At 34.6% G+C, this 18,094-nt stretch carries 20 protein-coding genes and 1 riboswitch; of the genes, 2 read left to right on the top strand and 18 right to left on the bottom strand.

Features of this window, described 5'->3' with window-relative positions; genetic code table 11:
• Positions 1-5 precede the first annotated feature (5 nt).
• The 12 genes from NSQ08_RS06175 to NSQ08_RS06120 all read right to left on the bottom strand — a co-directional run bounded on the left by NSQ08_RS06175 (position 6) and on the right by NSQ08_RS06120 (position 10,016).
• Positions 6-986: a YpdA family putative bacillithiol disulfide reductase gene (locus NSQ08_RS06175; RefSeq protein WP_002030753.1), complete on the bottom strand. Its 981-nt coding sequence runs from the start codon at positions 984-986 to the stop codon at positions 6-8.
• A 109-nt stretch (positions 987-1,095) separates the two neighbouring features.
• A complete protein-coding gene (locus NSQ08_RS06170) occupies positions 1,096-1,626 on the bottom strand; it encodes a peptidoglycan recognition protein family protein (RefSeq protein ID WP_002011791.1) in 531 nt (176 codons plus the stop codon).
• Between the two features lie 79 nt (positions 1,627-1,705).
• Complete coding sequence (locus NSQ08_RS06165) at positions 1,706-1,942, bottom strand: DUF3961 domain-containing protein (protein WP_002011789.1); 237 nt, start codon at positions 1,940-1,942, stop codon at positions 1,706-1,708.
• A gap of 94 nt (positions 1,943-2,036) precedes the next feature.
• Positions 2,037-2,246 (bottom strand): hypothetical protein, encoded by a 210-nt coding sequence (locus tag NSQ08_RS06160; RefSeq protein ID WP_002126403.1) that lies wholly within the window; start codon positions 2,244-2,246, stop codon positions 2,037-2,039.
• Between the two features lie 80 nt (positions 2,247-2,326).
• Complete coding sequence (gene gudB / locus NSQ08_RS06155) at positions 2,327-3,613, bottom strand: NAD-specific glutamate dehydrogenase (RefSeq protein WP_000225168.1); 1,287 nt, start codon at positions 3,611-3,613, stop codon at positions 2,327-2,329.
• Positions 3,614-3,961: 348 nt separating this feature from the next.
• Entirely contained in the window at positions 3,962-4,570 is a 609-nt protein-coding gene (locus tag NSQ08_RS06150; RefSeq protein WP_002011786.1) for a genetic competence negative regulator, read from the bottom strand.
• A 77-nt stretch (positions 4,571-4,647) separates the two neighbouring features.
• Entirely contained in the window at positions 4,648-5,523 is an 876-nt protein-coding gene (locus tag NSQ08_RS06145) for a MerR family transcriptional regulator (RefSeq protein WP_215591000.1), read from the bottom strand.
• Complete coding sequence (locus tag NSQ08_RS06140; protein WP_002188977.1) at positions 5,523-6,299, bottom strand: metallophosphoesterase; 777 nt, start codon at positions 6,297-6,299, stop codon at positions 5,523-5,525. The genes NSQ08_RS06145 and NSQ08_RS06140 overlap by 1 nt, the downstream gene beginning before the upstream one ends.
• A gap of 71 nt (positions 6,300-6,370) precedes the next feature.
• A complete protein-coding gene (locus tag NSQ08_RS06135) occupies positions 6,371-6,850 on the bottom strand; it encodes a LysM peptidoglycan-binding domain-containing protein (protein WP_002030746.1) in 480 nt (159 codons plus the stop codon).
• A gap of 22 nt (positions 6,851-6,872) precedes the next feature.
• A complete protein-coding gene (locus NSQ08_RS06130) occupies positions 6,873-7,436 on the bottom strand; it encodes a CPBP family intramembrane glutamic endopeptidase (RefSeq protein ID WP_002064506.1) in 564 nt (187 codons plus the stop codon).
• Positions 7,436-8,965, bottom strand: coding sequence for a RecQ family ATP-dependent DNA helicase (locus tag NSQ08_RS06125; protein ID WP_002188974.1), 1,530 nt, complete (start codon positions 8,963-8,965; stop codon positions 7,436-7,438). Before NSQ08_RS06125 ends, NSQ08_RS06130 begins: the two co-directional genes overlap by 1 nt.
• Positions 8,955-10,016, bottom strand: a complete 1,062-nt coding sequence (locus tag NSQ08_RS06120; RefSeq protein ID WP_002188973.1) for a helix-turn-helix domain-containing protein — start codon at positions 10,014-10,016, stop codon at positions 8,955-8,957. The genes NSQ08_RS06125 and NSQ08_RS06120 overlap by 11 nt, the downstream gene beginning before the upstream one ends.
• Before the next feature lie 297 nt (positions 10,017-10,313).
• Here NSQ08_RS06120 and NSQ08_RS06115 point away from each other — a divergent pair, with 297 nt between their 5' ends.
• Positions 10,314-10,562 carry a ferredoxin gene (locus NSQ08_RS06115; protein WP_001151994.1) on the top strand — a complete coding sequence of 83 codons (249 nt, stop codon included), beginning with the start codon at positions 10,314-10,316 and terminating at the stop codon, positions 10,560-10,562.
• 117 nt (positions 10,563-10,679) lie between these two features.
• On the opposite strand, the gene NSQ08_RS06110 is transcribed toward NSQ08_RS06115, so the two are convergent.
• Positions 10,680-11,258, bottom strand: coding sequence for an ECF transporter S component (locus NSQ08_RS06110; RefSeq protein WP_002011769.1), 579 nt, complete (start codon positions 11,256-11,258; stop codon positions 10,680-10,682).
• A gap of 163 nt (positions 11,259-11,421) precedes the next feature.
• A riboswitch (FMN riboswitch) is annotated at positions 11,422-11,561 on the bottom strand.
• 248 nt (positions 11,562-11,809) lie between these two features.
• Here NSQ08_RS06110 and NSQ08_RS06105 point away from each other — a divergent pair.
• Entirely contained in the window at positions 11,810-12,496 is a 687-nt protein-coding gene (locus NSQ08_RS06105; protein WP_002030740.1) for a hypothetical protein, read from the top strand.
• A gap of 220 nt (positions 12,497-12,716) precedes the next feature.
• Here the strand turns inward: NSQ08_RS06105 and NSQ08_RS06100 are convergent, their stop codons facing one another.
• The 5 genes from NSQ08_RS06100 to resC form a co-directional block, all read right to left on the bottom strand.
• Positions 12,717-13,331, bottom strand: coding sequence for a peptidoglycan DD-metalloendopeptidase family protein (locus NSQ08_RS06100; protein ID WP_002141020.1), 615 nt, complete (start codon positions 13,329-13,331; stop codon positions 12,717-12,719).
• Positions 13,332-13,416: 85 nt separating this feature from the next.
• Entirely contained in the window at positions 13,417-13,998 is a 582-nt protein-coding gene (locus NSQ08_RS06095) for a cob(I)yrinic acid a,c-diamide adenosyltransferase (protein WP_002011763.1), read from the bottom strand.
• A 142-nt stretch (positions 13,999-14,140) separates the two neighbouring features.
• The gene (gene resE / locus NSQ08_RS06090) at positions 14,141-15,916 is read right to left on the bottom strand and encodes a sensor histidine kinase ResE (protein WP_002011760.1); all 1,776 of its coding nucleotides are present in this window, start codon (positions 15,914-15,916) and stop codon (positions 14,141-14,143) included.
• Complete coding sequence (gene resD, locus NSQ08_RS06085; protein WP_002011758.1) at positions 15,916-16,632, bottom strand: DNA-binding response regulator ResD; 717 nt, start codon at positions 16,630-16,632, stop codon at positions 15,916-15,918. The genes resE and resD overlap by 1 nt, the downstream gene beginning before the upstream one ends.
• A gap of 301 nt (positions 16,633-16,933) precedes the next feature.
• Complete coding sequence (gene resC / locus NSQ08_RS06080; protein WP_061675124.1) at positions 16,934-18,091, bottom strand: cytochrome c biogenesis protein ResC; 1,158 nt, start codon at positions 18,089-18,091, stop codon at positions 16,934-16,936.
• Positions 18,092-18,094: the final 3 nt, after the last annotated feature.

Genomic DNA, 18,094 nt, shown 5'->3' with positions numbered 1-18,094 from the left:
TCTTTTTATTCTTCTCTTGATGCAATGGTTTGCGCAATCGCATCTCCATGGAATCTACCGTTCTCGATAAATATTTCATTTGCGTTATTCCCCGCAGCAATTACACCTGCAATAAAAATATTTTCAGCGTTTGTTTCCATACTACCCTCTATATAAATCGGGCGCCCTGTTTCTTCATCAATCCGAACTCCCATTTTTGTTAAGAAGCTGTGGTCTGGATGGTAACCCGTCATAGCAAATACAAAATCGTTTTGAATTGTATTTGCCTCACCATCTACTGTATACGTCAACGTATGCTCAGTAATTTCTTTTACATGCGCATGGAAATGCATTTGAATTGTCCCATTTCGTACTAACGCCTCAAATTCCGGCAAAATCCACGGCTTAATACTTGGCGAGTATTCCCCACCACGGTATAGAACTGTTACACGTGCACCCGATTTAACAAGCTCTAACGCTGCATCTATACTTGAATTTTTACCACCTATTACAACGACATCTCGATCAAAATAAGGGTGTCCTTCTTTGAAATAATGAGCTACTTTCTCAAGTTTCTCACCAGGTACATTCATATAATTTGGATTATCATAATATCCAGTTGCGACAACAATATATTTCGCAACATATATTTCTTTGTTTCCGTCACGCTTCGTCGTTTCAACTTTAAAAACATCACCATCTTTTTGAACTTGTTCCACTCGTTCAAATGCATTTACACGTATAGATTTACGCTTTACTACTTCACGATAATACGCAAGCGCCTGATTACGAAATGGCTTACGATTTTCTGTAATAAAAGCAACTTCACCAATTTCTAATTTTTCACTAGAGGAGAAAAATGTTTGATGAGTTGGATAATTATAAATTGCATTTACAATGTTTCCTTTTTCGATTACTAACGGATTTAACCCCACTTTTTGCAACGAAATCGCCGCTGCTAATCCGCATGGACCGCCTCCGATAATAATAACTGTTTCTTTTTGCATACTTAGTTCACTCCTAGTCTTCTACCTCTGCTCTATTTATATAAACAAGAAAAAACCTACTTACAGCAGTAGGCATCTATCTTTATTGTATTCATTTTTCATATATTTGTCATCTAAACGAAACATACATCCGATAGACATCTGCTAAAAACTGCTGAAATTTAATTCCTTGTTGCCCTAATACATTCTCAGGATCGATTTTCCGAGTAGGATCCAACGTTTTGTGTGACACAATAGCCTTTTTAGGATTTAAACCGAAATTTTGACATAAATAAGCGTGATACCACGTAAAACGAGTATACGCCTCCCAAAAGTTTACGTCGCCACCATAGCAAAGTTCAACCCCAATTGCAGCCTTATTCGCATCATAACCGAATAACTCATTATCCGTTGGCACATTGTATCGAACATGGTACGCAACTTCATTTATAGGGACAATTTCTAATATTGTTTTATCATCAATAAATGTATGCGCTGAAGCTTTCGGTTGTATTTCATTAAAGTAATCCCGATTTCCTATCGCATTGCTACCAGGGTTCCCCGTGTCATGACTTACAATAAATCTTACTTTTGAAAGAGGAATTCCTGGTCGTGAATTTCCATACCCAATATAGTTACGCTCTATAGGGAACATCGCCATTACTACCAACTCCCGCTCTAAAAAATTACCTTACTTCCTTATATATGTATTCGGTGGCAATGTCCTTATGGCATATTTCTTATGCGAAGAGAACATCGAAAATATTTGATGTGAATACCATAAATAATACAATACTTACAGCCACTCCGTAAAAACCGTAAAACCAAATACAATCTTCTTTCGTATCTAAACCGAAAAATTTATTTACCGATTGTAATAATGTGCCACGCTTGCTTTGTTTGTTTCGTAATACTTCCACTCGTTCTACAACATCTGCTGGCATCATAAATCTTTGGTCTACTGTCATTTTCATCATTTATCTCTCCTTAAAATCATTTCCGTTTTGCTTATCTAAGGAAAGTATAGCACGTTTGTTCGTGTAGAACAAGCGTTCTTTTTTATTTTTTATTCTATTTTTCACCAAACCAAGTAATAATTGTGAATATAAACGCGATAATTGGTCCAACTACAACTGCACCAAATATTAAAAATAATAATCCTTCGCCGAACACCCGAACGACACTTGTTTTTCGGGCTCTCTTAGCTCTTGCAAGTTCACCCTCTAACACCTTAACCTTTTCTTCTAATTGGTCTACTCGTTCCATTATTTCATTCCCCATATACAACACCTCATTTAATACTTCAACAAAAAAACGCGATTCCCTCGAAAGGAAATCACGTTTTCTCAAAACATTATATATTATACCCAACCTCTGAAGCGACTAGCCTCAGCCATTTTACGAACACCAATCATGTATGCAGCTAAGCGCATGTTCACTTTACGAACTTGTGATGTTTCATAAATTGAATCGAATGATTTTACCATTACTTTTTCTAAACGTTGTTCTACTTCTTCTTCAGTCCAGTAGTAACCTTGGTTATTTTGTACCCACTCAAAGTAAGATACCGTAACGCCACCAGCACTTGCTAATACGTCTGGAACAAGTAAGATACCACGATCTGTTAAGATTTTTGTTGCTTCTAATGTAGTTGGACCATTTGCAGCTTCAACCACAATTTTCGCTTTAATCTTATCAGCATTTTCTTCTGTAATTTGGTTCTCAATTGCAGCAGGAACTAAAATGTCGCAATCAAGTTCTAACAGTTCTGTATTTGAAATTGTATTATTAAATAGTTTTGTTACAGTACCAAAGCTATCGCGACGATCTAGTAAGTAGTCAATATCTAATCCATTCGGATCATGTAATGCACCGTAAGCATCTGAAATTGCAATTACTTTCGCGCCTGCATCATGCATAAATTTAGCTAAGAAGCTACCCGCATTACCAAATCCTTGAACAACAACGCGTGCACCTTTAATATCAATGTCACGTTTTTTCGCAGCTTCACGAATACAAATTGTTACACCTTTTGCAGTCGCTGTTTCACGTCCGTGTGATCCACCTAATACAAGTGGTTTACCTGTAATAAATCCTGGTGAATTAAATTCATCGATACGGCTATACTCATCCATCATCCATGCCATAATTTGTGAGTTTGTAAATACATCTGGAGCCGGAATATCTTTTGTCGGACCAACAATTTGGCTAATTGCTCGTACATAACCGCGGCTTAATCTTTCTAATTCACGGAAAGACATCTCACGTGGGTCACAAATGATTCCACCTTTACCTCCACCATATGGTAAATCAACAATACCACATTTTAAACTCATCCAAATAGAAAGTGCTTTCACTTCATTTTCTGTTACGTTTGGATGGAAGCGAATTCCACCTTTCGTTGGACCAACAGCATCATTATGTTGTGCACGATATCCTGTAAATATTTTAACAGTCCCGTCATCCATACGAACTGGAATTTTCACTGTCATCATACGAATTGGTTCTTTCAATAATTCATATACTTCGTTTGGATAACCCAATTTTTCTAATGCTTCATTAATTACAATTTGTGTTGAATTTAACAATTCAAAATGTTGTTCCCCTTGTTGTTGTGTTTTCGTTTGAGTTCCCTTTTCGGCTACCATAGTAAGTAAACCCCCTGTAATTTCACTTGTTTAGTAAACCTTCATTGCCTAGTATACACCGTTAAATTTGGAATGCAATAGAAAACGCTAACAAATATATACAAACTATTTTGTATTGCAAGCGTTTTCACTATTATTATAGTCCTTTTATTGCTTTTAGAAAAGTAAAATACTTAAATATTTAAATATTTTTTATTTTCATCAAAATACATTCGATAAAACCATTATTTCATCAAGAAATACTGATTACATTTTAACATACAGATCGGCTAGTCTTGTTACCTACACTTCGTTTTATAGATTTTAGATTTTCAGCTGAATAAAAATAAAACCTCAAGCTACGTTACATTAGCTGAGGTTTTGTTTTTTCACAAAGTAATTGTATATTTGTTCAATCGCTTGAGAATCCATTAATTCTTTACCATATTCCATTACGCGGTAAATTGTTGCTGTTGACGGATTACCGTACTCCGCTAAAATAGCTATAAAATCCGCCTTCAATAATTGAAATTGCTCTTCTTCTTCTATCCAAAGATAAAAACGATCATCCCACGTATACAACTTCCCATCAGTTACACCAAGGTTATATAAGCGATTTGACAAATTGATTACATCATCTAATGTAGCAAACTCGTAAAGTATATGTTCACTTTCATCAAGAGTCACTTGCATTTCAATAAACTCGTCACGGAACTCATCTTCTGTGTCCACTTCGTGATTTTCTTTTGTTACAATTACAACCATACCTTGAGCTTGTAGAGAAAATACTTCAACAGCAATCGGTCCATCCGCTTCAAACCCTAATTCTGTATTTGCTTCTTGCATCATATCACGGAATAGTTGCTGTACTTTCGGTGCATTTCTCCACAAATCTTCTTTCGTTAATCCTCGTTCAGATAAATCATCAAATGTTAGGAAAATTTTAATCTTATTATAATTTAAACGTTCCAGTCTCATCTCATACCCTCCCTACGTAACCATTGCATCTAATTTTTATTATATGAAATAGAAAATAGATGGTTCTTTTCGAACGACTATTCCGACATCTTTAACCATCCATCCCATTCTTCTTTCGTGTTACCAATTAGGATATTTTGAAGATTTAATTGATCTCCAATGCCTTTTCTTCCTATAAAACCACCAGAGATGTTTTCATTTTTTTCTTGCAACAAGTCAATAAATTCTACTGCCTCTTCAAGTTCTCGTTCATCATCAAAAGATATAAACAAATATTTAGGTTGTAATTGTTCAATAGCTAGTAAAATACCTTCTTCATCTAAACTTGTCCCCATATACATTGTTTGATATCCTTTTAGTCGTAAATACGTCGCGAAAATAAATCCTTTTAATATATTATTTTCTAAAACGAAAACTTTGTTAACGGAAGAATACACCGACGCATTATGATAGATCATTCCTAAACGTGTTTGTAAGAATGATACAACATATTTGAATTGCGACATTGTAATCTCATTATTACTTTTTAAAGTTAACAACTTGTTTGCCACTTGAAGAATGATGCTTGCAACAACCTTTTCCGTTGAATATATACTAAAAACCTCGTTTAATAATGCAGAAATTGTAATTTCATCAAATTCTAACAAAGCTTGTAGTATATCGTCCACTAAAACAACTTCTGTATCAGTAATTTTTTCTTTTTGAACGTTGTTCTGCAACCGATTCCCTTCTAATAACTGAACTGCTTGTCCAATCATCATCCCCTCAGAAACTTTGTTCATTAACCATTTCAAAATATGAATATGCTCTTCTGTATATAAACGATGCCCCGCACGATTTCTCTTTGGGGCAATAATATGATAGCGTCTTTCCCATGCGCGAAGTGTACTCGGTTGAATTTCGAGTATATTTGAGACAGCTTTTATATTATATTTTCCATTTGAATTCGGCATTATTTCCCTCCGCATAACGTAATGATATGTGTTTGGGAAGGTGCCCGAAAACGAAGAGGGAACAATGTTGTTCCATACCCATTACTAACAAAGAGAGTCGTATTAGAATGCTTATATACGCCACCCTTTAAATACTTTTCAGATGGAAACAACCGAATCTGGCCTCCATGTGTATGTCCACTTAATACGAGCGAAATTTGTTCATTACCAGACATTTTCTTTATTATATCTGGGTTGTGACTAATTAAAATGCGAAAACCTTCTTCTTTACAATCAGACAACGCTAAATCTAAACGATCTCGTTCTAATCCAACATCATCGATACCGAGTAAGCAAATTTTCTCTCCTAATTCAGACTCAAATACAACTCTTGTATTATCTAATACCTTCACATTATTTTCTATTAATAAAGCATCTAATTCGTGATATTCAATTTCATAGTCATTATTTCCCCATACAAAATATACAGGGGCTATTTCTCTTAACTTTTGAATATTTAAAGAGATTTGCGATAAAGGTACTCCTTTTTCAGCTAAATCACCGCCAATAATTACGATATCTGCTTTTCCTTTCACTCGTTCAATTAGCGAGCTAGAAATGATCCTTCTATGAATATCCGAAATAAAAAAAACTTTAACTTTTTGAAAACTTTCCGGAAATTCTTCGAACACTAAAGTATGTTCCAACACTGTATTACGCATCGCTTCTTTATACATTCCAAAAAGACATACAAAACCAATGCATATGAGAGTACATAATAATATAATCCATGACATATATTTTTTACTCTCCCTCCTCGTAAAGTATAGTCCTTAATTTTATGTGGAGCTATATATCACTCATTTAGCTAGCTCTCATACTTCGTGGACTTATCTTTTATAGGAATTTTCAATTCTTGTCCTACCTTCACTTCGTCTTCTTGTAAATCATTATACTTTTTTATTATTTCTATCCCATCTTCATCTGAGAAATATTGCTTCGCTATACTTTCTAAAGTTTCTCCATCTTTCACAACATGAGTTGCTACTTTCTCAGACTGCTTCTTTGATTCAGTCTTAGCGGAATCAAAGAAAATTACTTCAAACGCACTTTTCTCAGCATTATTACTATCACTTTTTACCTGTATATACTTATCCGTATACCATAGGATACTAATAGGTAACAATATGAACAAAAATGTTAGCACTCGGACGAAAATGTGATTCATTTTAAACTTTGGTTTGTTCTCTTTATTTCTATGAATTTCACTACGCGGCGGTAAACTTTCATCTTCTTCCACTTGCTCAACTTCTAACTCCTCTTCAAAATCAGGAATTCGTTTTCTCATGTTGTTCACCACCACCTTCCATTTATTTTCTTAATTGGAGCCCCATTATAAAATCAACAAGAAAGTGTGCAAAGATTGTTATAAACAAATTTCCTGTCCACTCGAATACATAACCAAAAACAAAACTAATAAAGCAGACGAAACAAAACAAAAAAGGCTTCGTTATATACCGAATATGTAACACAGCAAAAATTAAACTCGCTATTACAATTCCGAAATGAGTCTGCACTACACCTCTAAATAAAAACTCTTCCGCAAAGCCAATAATAAACGTAATAACGAGTAAATGCATGACAGAAATCCCTTGAAACATTCTATCGTTAATGCCACCATCATCAAACCAAGATTCTGGAAACACTCGCATTGCAACATAATCTAATAACACAATACAAATCGCTAACAAGCTACCTATTAAAAGTATAGAAACCGGTTCCCATTTCCATAAACTATAAACTTCTCTTTTATCTTGAAATAATATATATGCTAGTAAACAACCGATACCAATAATGATTAGTTGTGTTATGTAGAGATTCAGTCTTATTTCTCTCGGACTCATATCTTCAACATTATGCCTTTGAATGTTCATCATTCCTCCATCTTTCTTAGGCCGAAAAGCTTTTGTAACTCTGTTTCCCAATTATAGTCGAAAACTAACTGTTGCGCTCGTCTTTTTTTATAATCCGTTTTTGTAATACCACAGTAATCACAACAGTTTTCTATCTCTTTTTCTTTTCTATAACCGAATTGTTGTAATAAATATTCACGTCTACATCCTTGAACTTGTATCCATGACTTCATATTTTCTAACTCACTATATTTATTACGCATTCTCACTTCCACTTCCGCTATTAATCTGTGCATTATTTCATCTGACAAGCTCTCTAGCATGAGATTCCGCTGTTGTATGATTCCAAGATGTTCGAGATGATAACGTGTAAAGCGCCAATACTGTTCATTAAATCTTGCTGCATTATAACAAATTTCTTCTACATCTTCTAATGGTAATACTTTCGTTTGAAACATTCTTTCTTGTAGTAACGAAAATAAAAATTGTATTTGCGATTTACTTGGTAATTCATCTTCAATGATTGAAATTGGCAAATCGTGATCCAATGGACTACATAATAAAATGGCTATACTCAATTCTCCATCTCTTCCGGCTCTTCCAATTTCTTGTAAATAGGAAGCTACATTTGTCGGATATTGAAAATGAATAATATATCTTGTATTCGCCTTATTTACCCCCATCCCAAAAGCACTTGTACATATTACAATTTGCAACTGGTCATTCATAAACTGTTGTTGAATTAACATACGCTCTTCATGTTCCATACCACCATGATAAAAAGCTACACCTGTAATTCCTTTTCCTCTTAAATACTCGGTTAAACGCTCTGTCCAGGCCCTACTTGAACAATAAACAATACCAGGCCCTTGCAAATACATTACATGCTCAAAAAGCGCCTCTTTTTTTTCTTCTATTGTTTCCACAAATTGCACTTCCATCGCAATATTTGGACGATCAATTGAGTACACATGCTCAGCAATATTTTTTAGATTTAAACTTTCCGCTATATCTCGCAGTACATCCTTTGTCGCAGTTGCTGTTAATGCTAGTACTGTCGGAGATCCGATACTCTCAATTACTTTATCTAATTTTTTATAATCTGGCCGAAAATCATAGCCCCATTGTGAAATACAATGCGCTTCATCTACGACAAATAATGAAATATGAATTTTTTTCAATTCTCTTATTAGAAGTTCCGACTGCAACATCTCTGGCGATACGAAAACAAATTTATAAAAAGATAGCTTTTTCATTGCTTCTCTTTTTTCAATTAACGTCCGAAAACTATTCAATGCAATAACTCGATTTTTCACGACATACTTTAATTGCGTAACTTGGTCTTCCATTAAAGATAATAATGGTGATACAACAAGCACCGTACCCTCTTGCAGAAGCCCCGGAAGTTGATAACACATTGACTTTCCCCTTCCAGTCGGAAGCATTGCTACAACATCTTTTCCTTCCAATAAGTCCGTAATAACTCCTTTTTGCCCCGGACGAAATTCAGAATATCCAAACCACTTATATAAATATTCCTCAAGCTTCATTTATACCCTCCATCCGTGCCAATACAAGACGTACTTCAAAATAAGAGATTTCCTCTCCAACCGCTTGCTTCAACACACGCAATTTACGTGTTTGTAATGCTTCAATTACTTTTGTTACTTTTTCCATTTTTTCTTTTTCCATAAACATTTCAATAGAAAATTCTTTTTCTCGTAAAGCAATTTCTACAAAATGGTCTTCTATCGTGGCAACCTTCAAATTCCGAATTGTTGCTATTTCTTCTAAAGAGCGTCCTTGTCTCCAAAGATTATATGTTTTTTTCGTTGATAAACTAAATAAATCAGCTTTCTCATTTGGATAAGATATAATTTCAGCTAATAATGGAAACTCATTTTCTTTATTGCGAACTTCTTGAATAAGGAAATGAATTGTACCCCAAAATAAAAAATACACTCGAAATATATCTTGTTTCGTAATTTCCGCTAATTGTTGTAAAGTACACCCAATACGTTTATACCCAGTTAACCGATATATTACGATTGTCGCCTCTACTGGATTATTTTTTTGTAAAAGAGTATGCATTTCCTTCCATAATCTTTTAGCCAATTCACTTCTCATATACGGTATTCCAGTGAGAAAACGTTTCACCCACATCATTATTTCTGTATCCTGTTGAATTGGAATAAATTTCGTATTCGCCTGTTGTAAATTCGAAATGGTTTGAACGATCAATGATAATCTCTTCCAAAACGTTTCACCTATTTCACCATAGTGTAAACCATTTAAATATGTCGGAAAGGCAAAGTCACCTTCCCATTTGTTTAATTGCACGTTACCAGCAGTCGTTAACACATATGTATTATCATGTATACCTTGAACTAAATCCGTTTGTAACAACTTTGCAACTTCTTGATTATAATCAGCTCTATTTAATGACTTATAAATCCCAAACAAAAAAGAAATTTGAAACATATTCCCATCTTGTAATGTTTGCGACGATCTCTTTCCTTTTAATAAATAATAAATCGAAGAAACGGTTCTTTCACCATTCAATTGTTTTAAACAATATAATAAAGTATATTGTAGCTGCATTACCGCTTCCACCTCTCAGTCTAACTTCATTCCTTTTTCAATACGATTGCACATTAACTGCTATTCATTGAACTTATCATATTCACACTACATGCTTGTATATATTCTATTGTATCAAACGAAATAACATTTAAGTATTTTGAAAATCTTATGAAATAATTCAAAAATAAGTTGACACTCTAATTGATAAGCATTATCATTATAATTTTATGTTGAAAAGTTTTTAAAACCGTTTTACAATAAGATTATAATTTTTTGGCGAACTTTTCACATACATATTATCAGGAGGGAAAAAATATGGCAAAATATACAATCGTTGACAAAGATACTTGTATTGCATGCGGTGCTTGTGGTGCTGCTGCACCAGACATTTATGACTATGATGATGAAGGCATTGCATTTGTAACATTAGACGATAACCAAGGTATCGTTGAAATTCCAGATGTATTAATTGAAGATATGATGGATGCATTCGAAGGTTGTCCAACTGACTCAATTAAAGTTGCTGACGAATCATTTGATGGCGACTCTTTAAAATTCGAATAGTCTTTTATTAACTTCAAAAAATCCCCCTCATACTTATGAGGGGGATTTTTTGAACTCTTTTTCATTCTCACTAACAAAAAAACCATTAGCAGTTACGCTGCCAATGGTTTAATATTTTTAAGCATTTTTCATTTTTGCAAATACCCATACTTTCAAGCGTGAAAATAGTGCTACAAATACAATTGTTACAACAATTCCTTTAATTACATTAAACGGTAATATCGCCGTTACAATAGTTTGTCGCATAATATCACTAGACATAGCTGGTGAATTTAAAAACCAAGTGTACGCTGGTAAAATAATAAAGTAGTTTAACACACTCATAATAACTGTCATAGTAATTGTACCTAGCATTAATCCTGTCGTTAAACTTTTTACTGTGCGATACTTTCGGAATAAGAATGCTGCTGGACCAATAAATAAACATCCCGCTATAAAGTTTGCTACTTCTCCTACTGGTACTCCCGTTAAACTTCCTTGAATTCCGTAATGCAAAATATTTTTTATCGCTTCTACAATTACACCTGCAATTGGACTAAAAATTATCGCCGCAATTAAAGCTGGCACATCACTAAAATCAATTTTTAAAAATGGTGGAAGCCCTGGGAATGGAAAATCCAACATCATTAGTAAATACGCAATACTACTTAGCATCGCTACACTCACCATCTGCACTACACTGTTTTTTTGTTTCATCTTTCTCTCTCCTTTTCCATCGATCTTCTCATGGAAAGTGGAAAGGTTCTGCTATGCCTATTTTTTCATAGAACGAAAAAACCCTTTGTGATTTACACAAAGGGAGAATTTTAAGGCACATCAAACAGACGTTCAAATACTTATCTTTTTTGAACGCTTGAACCTCCATCTTCTCCCATCCAGACTGTACTGTCGGCTTTGGAATCACACCAAATCCTGCCTTAACGGCTCGCGGGCTTAGAACGAAATTATTAAATGTTCATCACCGCCGGTCGGGATTTTCACCCTGCCCCGAAGATAGACCGATATTCTATTTTCCACTTCATTATACAACAACATGATCGGATTGTGAACAAAAAAAGTGTAACTTACTAAAAATAAGTTATTAATTTTATATAATTAAAGAAACGATCACTATATTTTACAATACAACCCATATTTTTTATAATTCGGTATTTCTCTTATGAATCCCCCTAGTCATATGTCGTCAAAAGTGATAAGATGTTGAATTGTTAAGATAAGAACATTTTCTGAGTTATGGAGGAAATGTCATGAAGAAAGATAAAAGACACTCTATTCGAGAAGCAATGAAAAAGAACTTAAGAAAAGAATACTTTTATTTGAAAAAAGAATTACTTTTCTACTGTCCAATTGATCTAGGCACATTCTCAAGAGAGACATACTACGCTACTTTTGACCAAGATGGCATAAGTATTTATCAGTATGATAAAAAAACAGAAAGTAAATTAAAATTGTGTGAGCGTCATCCATGGAAGAGTTGGAATAAGGTAAAAGTTGATCACTATTTAACAACTTCTCAATTTATTTTCCAAGGTGAGCGAAACTGGATTTTATCCCTTTTCCAAAAAGGAAAAGAAGCTCAAAAAATAATTGAAGAACATACATCTTTACAAACGGAAGTTGTTTCCCGTCCGTTTTCCAAGAAACTTCCTGGTTTCCGTTCTGATACACCATTGAATAAATACATCGGTTGCATTTGTTACACTGCACTTATTGCATTTTTATTAAAATGGATGATTCCATTTCAAGCACCACAAATCGCCCTGTATTCTCTTTCAATTGGCTTTATGCTTCTTGGTTTACTTTGTCTTACAATTGGTCTAATCGAACCAACTATCGTACTATTTCGGACAAAAGAAAAAACAAGAACAAAAGTCTTTTACTTATATAGCTACTTAGCTATTACTGGATTTATATGTGTCTTTATTTTTTGGTAAAAGAAGCCGTCCCAAAAGATCTTTTGGGACGGTTTTTCGTTAGGAATAGGTTGCTCTTACTGTCGCATTTTATTGTTAGTCGACATTTCTTGTCGAAATGTCGATATAATAATAGCTATGTTCGATATAAATTTGCGTCGATATAATTTCATTTACTATCGCAATCTTAAATAAGAAAAAAATAAATTTATTCAAAAGTTATGCTTTTGGGACGTTGCCTTTACTTGACGTATAGTTGTTGGTTCGGATAGATTTGCTCTTGTCGCAATCCATTCCTCACTTTAATTTCCTCAACTGTCATACTAAATTTCCGGGCAATACCAACTAAAGTATCACCTTTTTGTACAATATATAGTGATGATGACACAACTTGATTTTTTTGTTCATTTAAAACAAGCAACGGATTCATCGCATTCCTTTTCTCCATCGTCCATCTCCCTTGATGCACTTCTAAATGTAAATGCGCTCCTCGCGATTCTCCTGTATTCCCTACCTCTCCAATTAGCTCTCCTTTTGAAATGTTATCACCTTGAACTACATATCTCTTATTTAAATGCGCATAAACAGCCTCATATTCTCCATGTTTAATAAACACAACATTTCCATAACTACTTGAAAAATAAGACTTTGTCACCTTACCATTTTGAATAGCTGCAACAGGCGTTCCAATAGGCGCAGCTATATCAATACCATAGTGTTTCCCATGTCTTGTCCCAAAATAATCACTTATCTGCCCATCAACAGGCCATATCCACTGATTCCCTTCAGCGTAAACATGTAATTGAGATAAAAATAATACACTCAATATCACCACGCCACATTTTAACGCTTTCATATACATCCTCCGTTTTCTAATAGCCGTCATACCTTCTCTATTGTGGGATATTACAGAAAAAAGTATACAAAAAAAAGAAAGTGTATTACTCCACTTCCTTCTCTTCTTTATTACGAAAAACAAGTGCACTGCGGTTATACTCCACATCTTTCACTTGTAAACGCGCATTTATTACTCTAGCAAGCGCAAATAAATAATCAGATAACCTATTTACATACTTTAGAACAATTTCATTGGTTTCTCCTTCTTTTTGCAATGACACTATACAACGTTCTGCTCTTCTTATAACTGTACGTGCAATGTGTAGTGCAGCCGATATCTCGCTACCGCCTGGTAAAATAAAACGCTCTAAAGGCGGCGCTTCTTCTGTATACGAATCAATTCGTCTCTCTAAATACTCGACCATCTCTATCGTTACTTTATAAGGGATTTTCTTCTCTACTATTGCTAAATCCCCTCCACAATCAAATAGTTCATGTTGAATATTTTCAAGTTCGTTATAAATGTTACGAAAACATTCCTCTTGTAATTTAGACATGGCATATCCGATATGAGAATTTGCCTCATCAATTGTTCCATAAGCTTCTACACGTATATGATCTTTATCCACTCGGCCACCTATGACACTCGTTTCCCCTTTATCACCTGTTTTTGTATAAAGTTTCATTTCATTATGACACCTCTCTTTTTATTTTCATTCTGATTATTAAAGAAAAAAACTCTACCATTCTTTATTTAATTGCACTTACAAAAAAATAAAAAAACAGTAAAGCTTTTATTCATAATCAACTTTTAAAAAACATATATATCTAAATTATACGATTTGGTAAATATACAGAGAATGTAGTTCCTTCTCCAACGACACTTGATACAAAAATCTTCCCGTCATGACCTTGAACAATATTTTTAGCAATCGCAAGCCCGAGTCCTGTTCCAATTTTTTTTCCGCGAGTTCTCGCTTTATCAGCTTTATAGAATCGATCGAACAAGAACGGAATATCTTCTTCTGGAATACCAGCACCTGAATCTTGCACTTCGAAAGTAAGGCCACTATTTTTCGTATTAATTACAAGTGTAACATGTCCACCTGCATTTGTATGACGGATTGCATTATCAATTAAATTCGTCAGTACCTGTTCCATACGGTCTGCATCAAACGGATATTGTTCAATTGGACTTTGGAAATCCACTGTTAATTGGACTTCTTTATCCTTTGCAATCCCCTGGAATTTACGGCCAATTTTTTCGACAAATGGATGAATATCTACTTCACCTATATGTAACTCTACATGTCCACTTTCCATACGGGCTAAATCTAATAACTCATTTACAAGTTTACCTAAACGAACAGATTCATCATAAATAATTTGAACAAACTCATTAATTTCTTCTTTCGTTTGCACAATATCATCTAAAATTGCTTCACTATATCCTTGAAGCATTACCATCGGTGTACGAAGTTCATGTGATACATTCGCAATAAAGTCTTGACGCATTTTCTCAAGACGACGCTCCTCCGTCATATCTCGCAATACTGCTACAGCTCCACGAATTTTTGTTTGATTGTAAAGCGGTGTCATAAGAACTACGTAGTTACCTTTTTGCAAATTAATTTCAACAACTTGTTGTTGCTCACTTTCTACAACGAGATGGAATAGTTCAACAAGTTCAGAAGGCAGTTTTTTAATTAACTCTACTTCTTTTTCTTCTTGCCAAACTTGTAAGAAGTGTTCTGCCGGTGGGTTGATAACAACGACTTCACCTTCTTGATTTAACGTAACAACACCATCTGCCATACTACTCAAAATGCTAGCTAACTGCTCTTTTTCTTGCTGCAGGGCATTCATATTAAACTTCAACTGTTTTCCCATTTGATTTAAAGCAGTTGCAAGCTCACCAATTTCGTCCTGCGACACCATAGGGGCTTTCGTATCAAATTTCCCGCGCGCTACCTCAAATGCAACCTCACGCATTTTACGAAGTGGTGCCGTAATTCGAGTAGATAAGAAAAATGCAAAGAAAGTCGTTAAAATAATCGCAATCCCGGCTGATAAGAAAATAAAATCAGTCGTTCTCTCCATACCTTGTATTGGAACTTGCAATGATTCATATACAAACACTGCACTTTGATTTTTTGACTGTACTGGCTTCCCGACGATCATAATATCATTTTCAGTATTTTTATTCTTCCTACTATTAGAAGCTTTTCTAATATTATTCTTAATATCCTTTTTATCTGTAAAAACAGCTGCTAATTCTTTATCATTTTTCAAATCATCTATTGTAAGAGTAACTAATCCTTCTTGTTTCGGCGAAGAAGAAATTTCCTTACCGTCTTCTACAATGATAATCCTTGAAAGTGGATCAGAAAATTTGTAAGCAATATCCTCAATCGTTTTTACATCGGCACCTTCTTCAATTAATTCCGTGACACTTGTTGCAACTTTCTGAAGCCTAGCTTCACTCATATCAACATAATACGTTCTAAAAAACTGTGAAAGTAAAATAGCAACAAATCCAAGAACAAACGAAACGAGAAGTAATATGGTCATCCATAACTTCCCTACTACACTTCTCCAAAGCATCAGTCGTTCACAACCTCAAACTTGTAACCTACGCCCCAAACGGTAACAATCATTTTCGCTGCATCTGGTGATTGTTTACTTAACTTTTCACGTAAACGCTTTACATGCGTATCAACTGTACGTAAATCTCCGAAGAACTCATATTGCCATACTTCTTTTAACAATTGCTCACGGTCAAAAACTTTATCCGGGGATTTCGCTAAGAATAATAGTAATTCATATTCTTTCGGTGTTAAGTTTACTTCATTACCATCCGCTGTAACGCGGTGCGCATCATTATCAATTGTTAAATGAGGGAAAACAGTAACATCTTTCGTCGTTGTATCTTGTGTAAAGAATGTCGTTGGTACAGCGCGGCGTAATACCGCTTTCACACGAAGTACTACTTCACGCGGGCTAAACGGCTTTACAATATAATCATCAGTTCCAACTTCAAACCCTTGTACCCTATTTACTTCTTCACCTTTTGCTGTCAGCATAATAATTGGCGTCGCTTTCTTCTCACGAATCCCTTTACACACTTCGATACCATCTTTACCAGGCATCATAATATCCAGTAGGATTAAATCATAATCATTTTGTAACGCCATTTCTAAAGCTGTATCACCATTATCCGCTTCTTCAATTGTGTATTGCTCTCTTTCTAAATACATCTTTAATAAACGACGAATACGATCCTCATCGTCTACAATTAAAATTCTTGATTCATTTTCCATTTCTACCCGCTGCGTACTTTTACCACAACGGTTTACACCTACCCTTCTACAATATAATGTTGCACCTATCCTCGTTTAATTAAGCATTTTTTAACGTTCCACTTCCCATATTATGCTTCACAAGAATAATAAAGTTTGTTCATTTTTTTTCCAAAACTATGTATTTTTTTTGAACAGTATATTTGGTCCTCGACATCATTTTACAGAATCAACCGCTACTTTGTCATGTTTTTCTCAAAAAAGAAGAAAATTTGACAAAAATAAAATAGGAAAGTGACATACACTTTCCTATTTTATTTCTCTATGCATATGAATGTAAACCCGCGATAATTAAGTTTACTACAATAAAGTTAAACATAATGATTGCAAAACCAATCACTGCAAGCCAGGCGGATTTTTCTCCATGCCATCCTTTAGATAAACGTAAATGTAATACCGCAGCATAAAAGAGCCAAGTAATAAGCGCCCAAACTTCTTTTGGATCCCAACCCCAAAAGCGCGTCCAAGCGATTTGAGCCCAGATCATTGCAAAGATTAATGCTCCTAATGTAAACACCGGGAATCCTATCGCAATAGAACGATATCCGATTTCATCTAATAAATCACTATTCGTATTCTTTACTAACGGCTGAAGTGCCGCTGACACTCGCTTACGTAAAACAAGTCTTAATACAATATAAAGTAGCGTTCCCACTAACACTGACCAAATAACAGTATTTAATTTTTTCGCATTTACAATCGCTGGAACTTCAACTGTTGGCTCTAATTTATTTTCTGTCATTAACTTCCCTTCATGCGGTCCAACTAAAGCAGGGAGATTATACTTCATTTCAACTTGTTGTTCATTTTTATCAATCCATTGAAACTTCGCTTCGTATTTCATACTAGAAAATACCGTTGTTATTCCAATAAACCCAACTGTACAAACAAGTGTGAAAACTACTGTCTCTAACCAAAATGTACGTTTGCTTCTCGTTGATTGATCTACATTCTTCAATAAATACATAACGCCCGTAATAAAACTAATTGCTAAAATTGCTTGTCCTGCTGCTGCAGTCGTCACGTGAATATGTAACCAATTACTTTTTAAAGATGGAATAAGCGGAGATATTTCCCTCGGAAACATACTCGCATATGCAATTAATAAAAGCGCAACTGGTAATGCAAAGAGTCCAATTATACTTACGCGGTACATAAAATACATGACAATAAATGCTCCAACAAGCATCATGCCGAAAAACGTACCGAATTCAAAAAAGTTACTAACTGGTGCATGTCCTGATGCAATCCATCTTGTAACAAAATATACTGTTTGTGCAATAAACCCTAAAATTGTAATCGTTATTCCTATATTTGCCCATTTATGACCTTTTTCTTTAATTGCTCCCCCGAAAAATAGAGTTGCAATTAAATATAAAATAAATGCGGTAAAGAGAAAGTTACTACTTATTTGCACCATATC

The sequence above is a fragment of the Bacillus sp. FSL E2-8887 genome, from assembly GCF_038007205.1.
GTDB classification, from domain to species: Bacteria; Bacillota; Bacilli; order Bacillales; family Bacillaceae_G; genus Bacillus_A; species Bacillus_A mycoides.
This window is presented reverse-complemented; position numbering and strand designations above follow the sequence as displayed.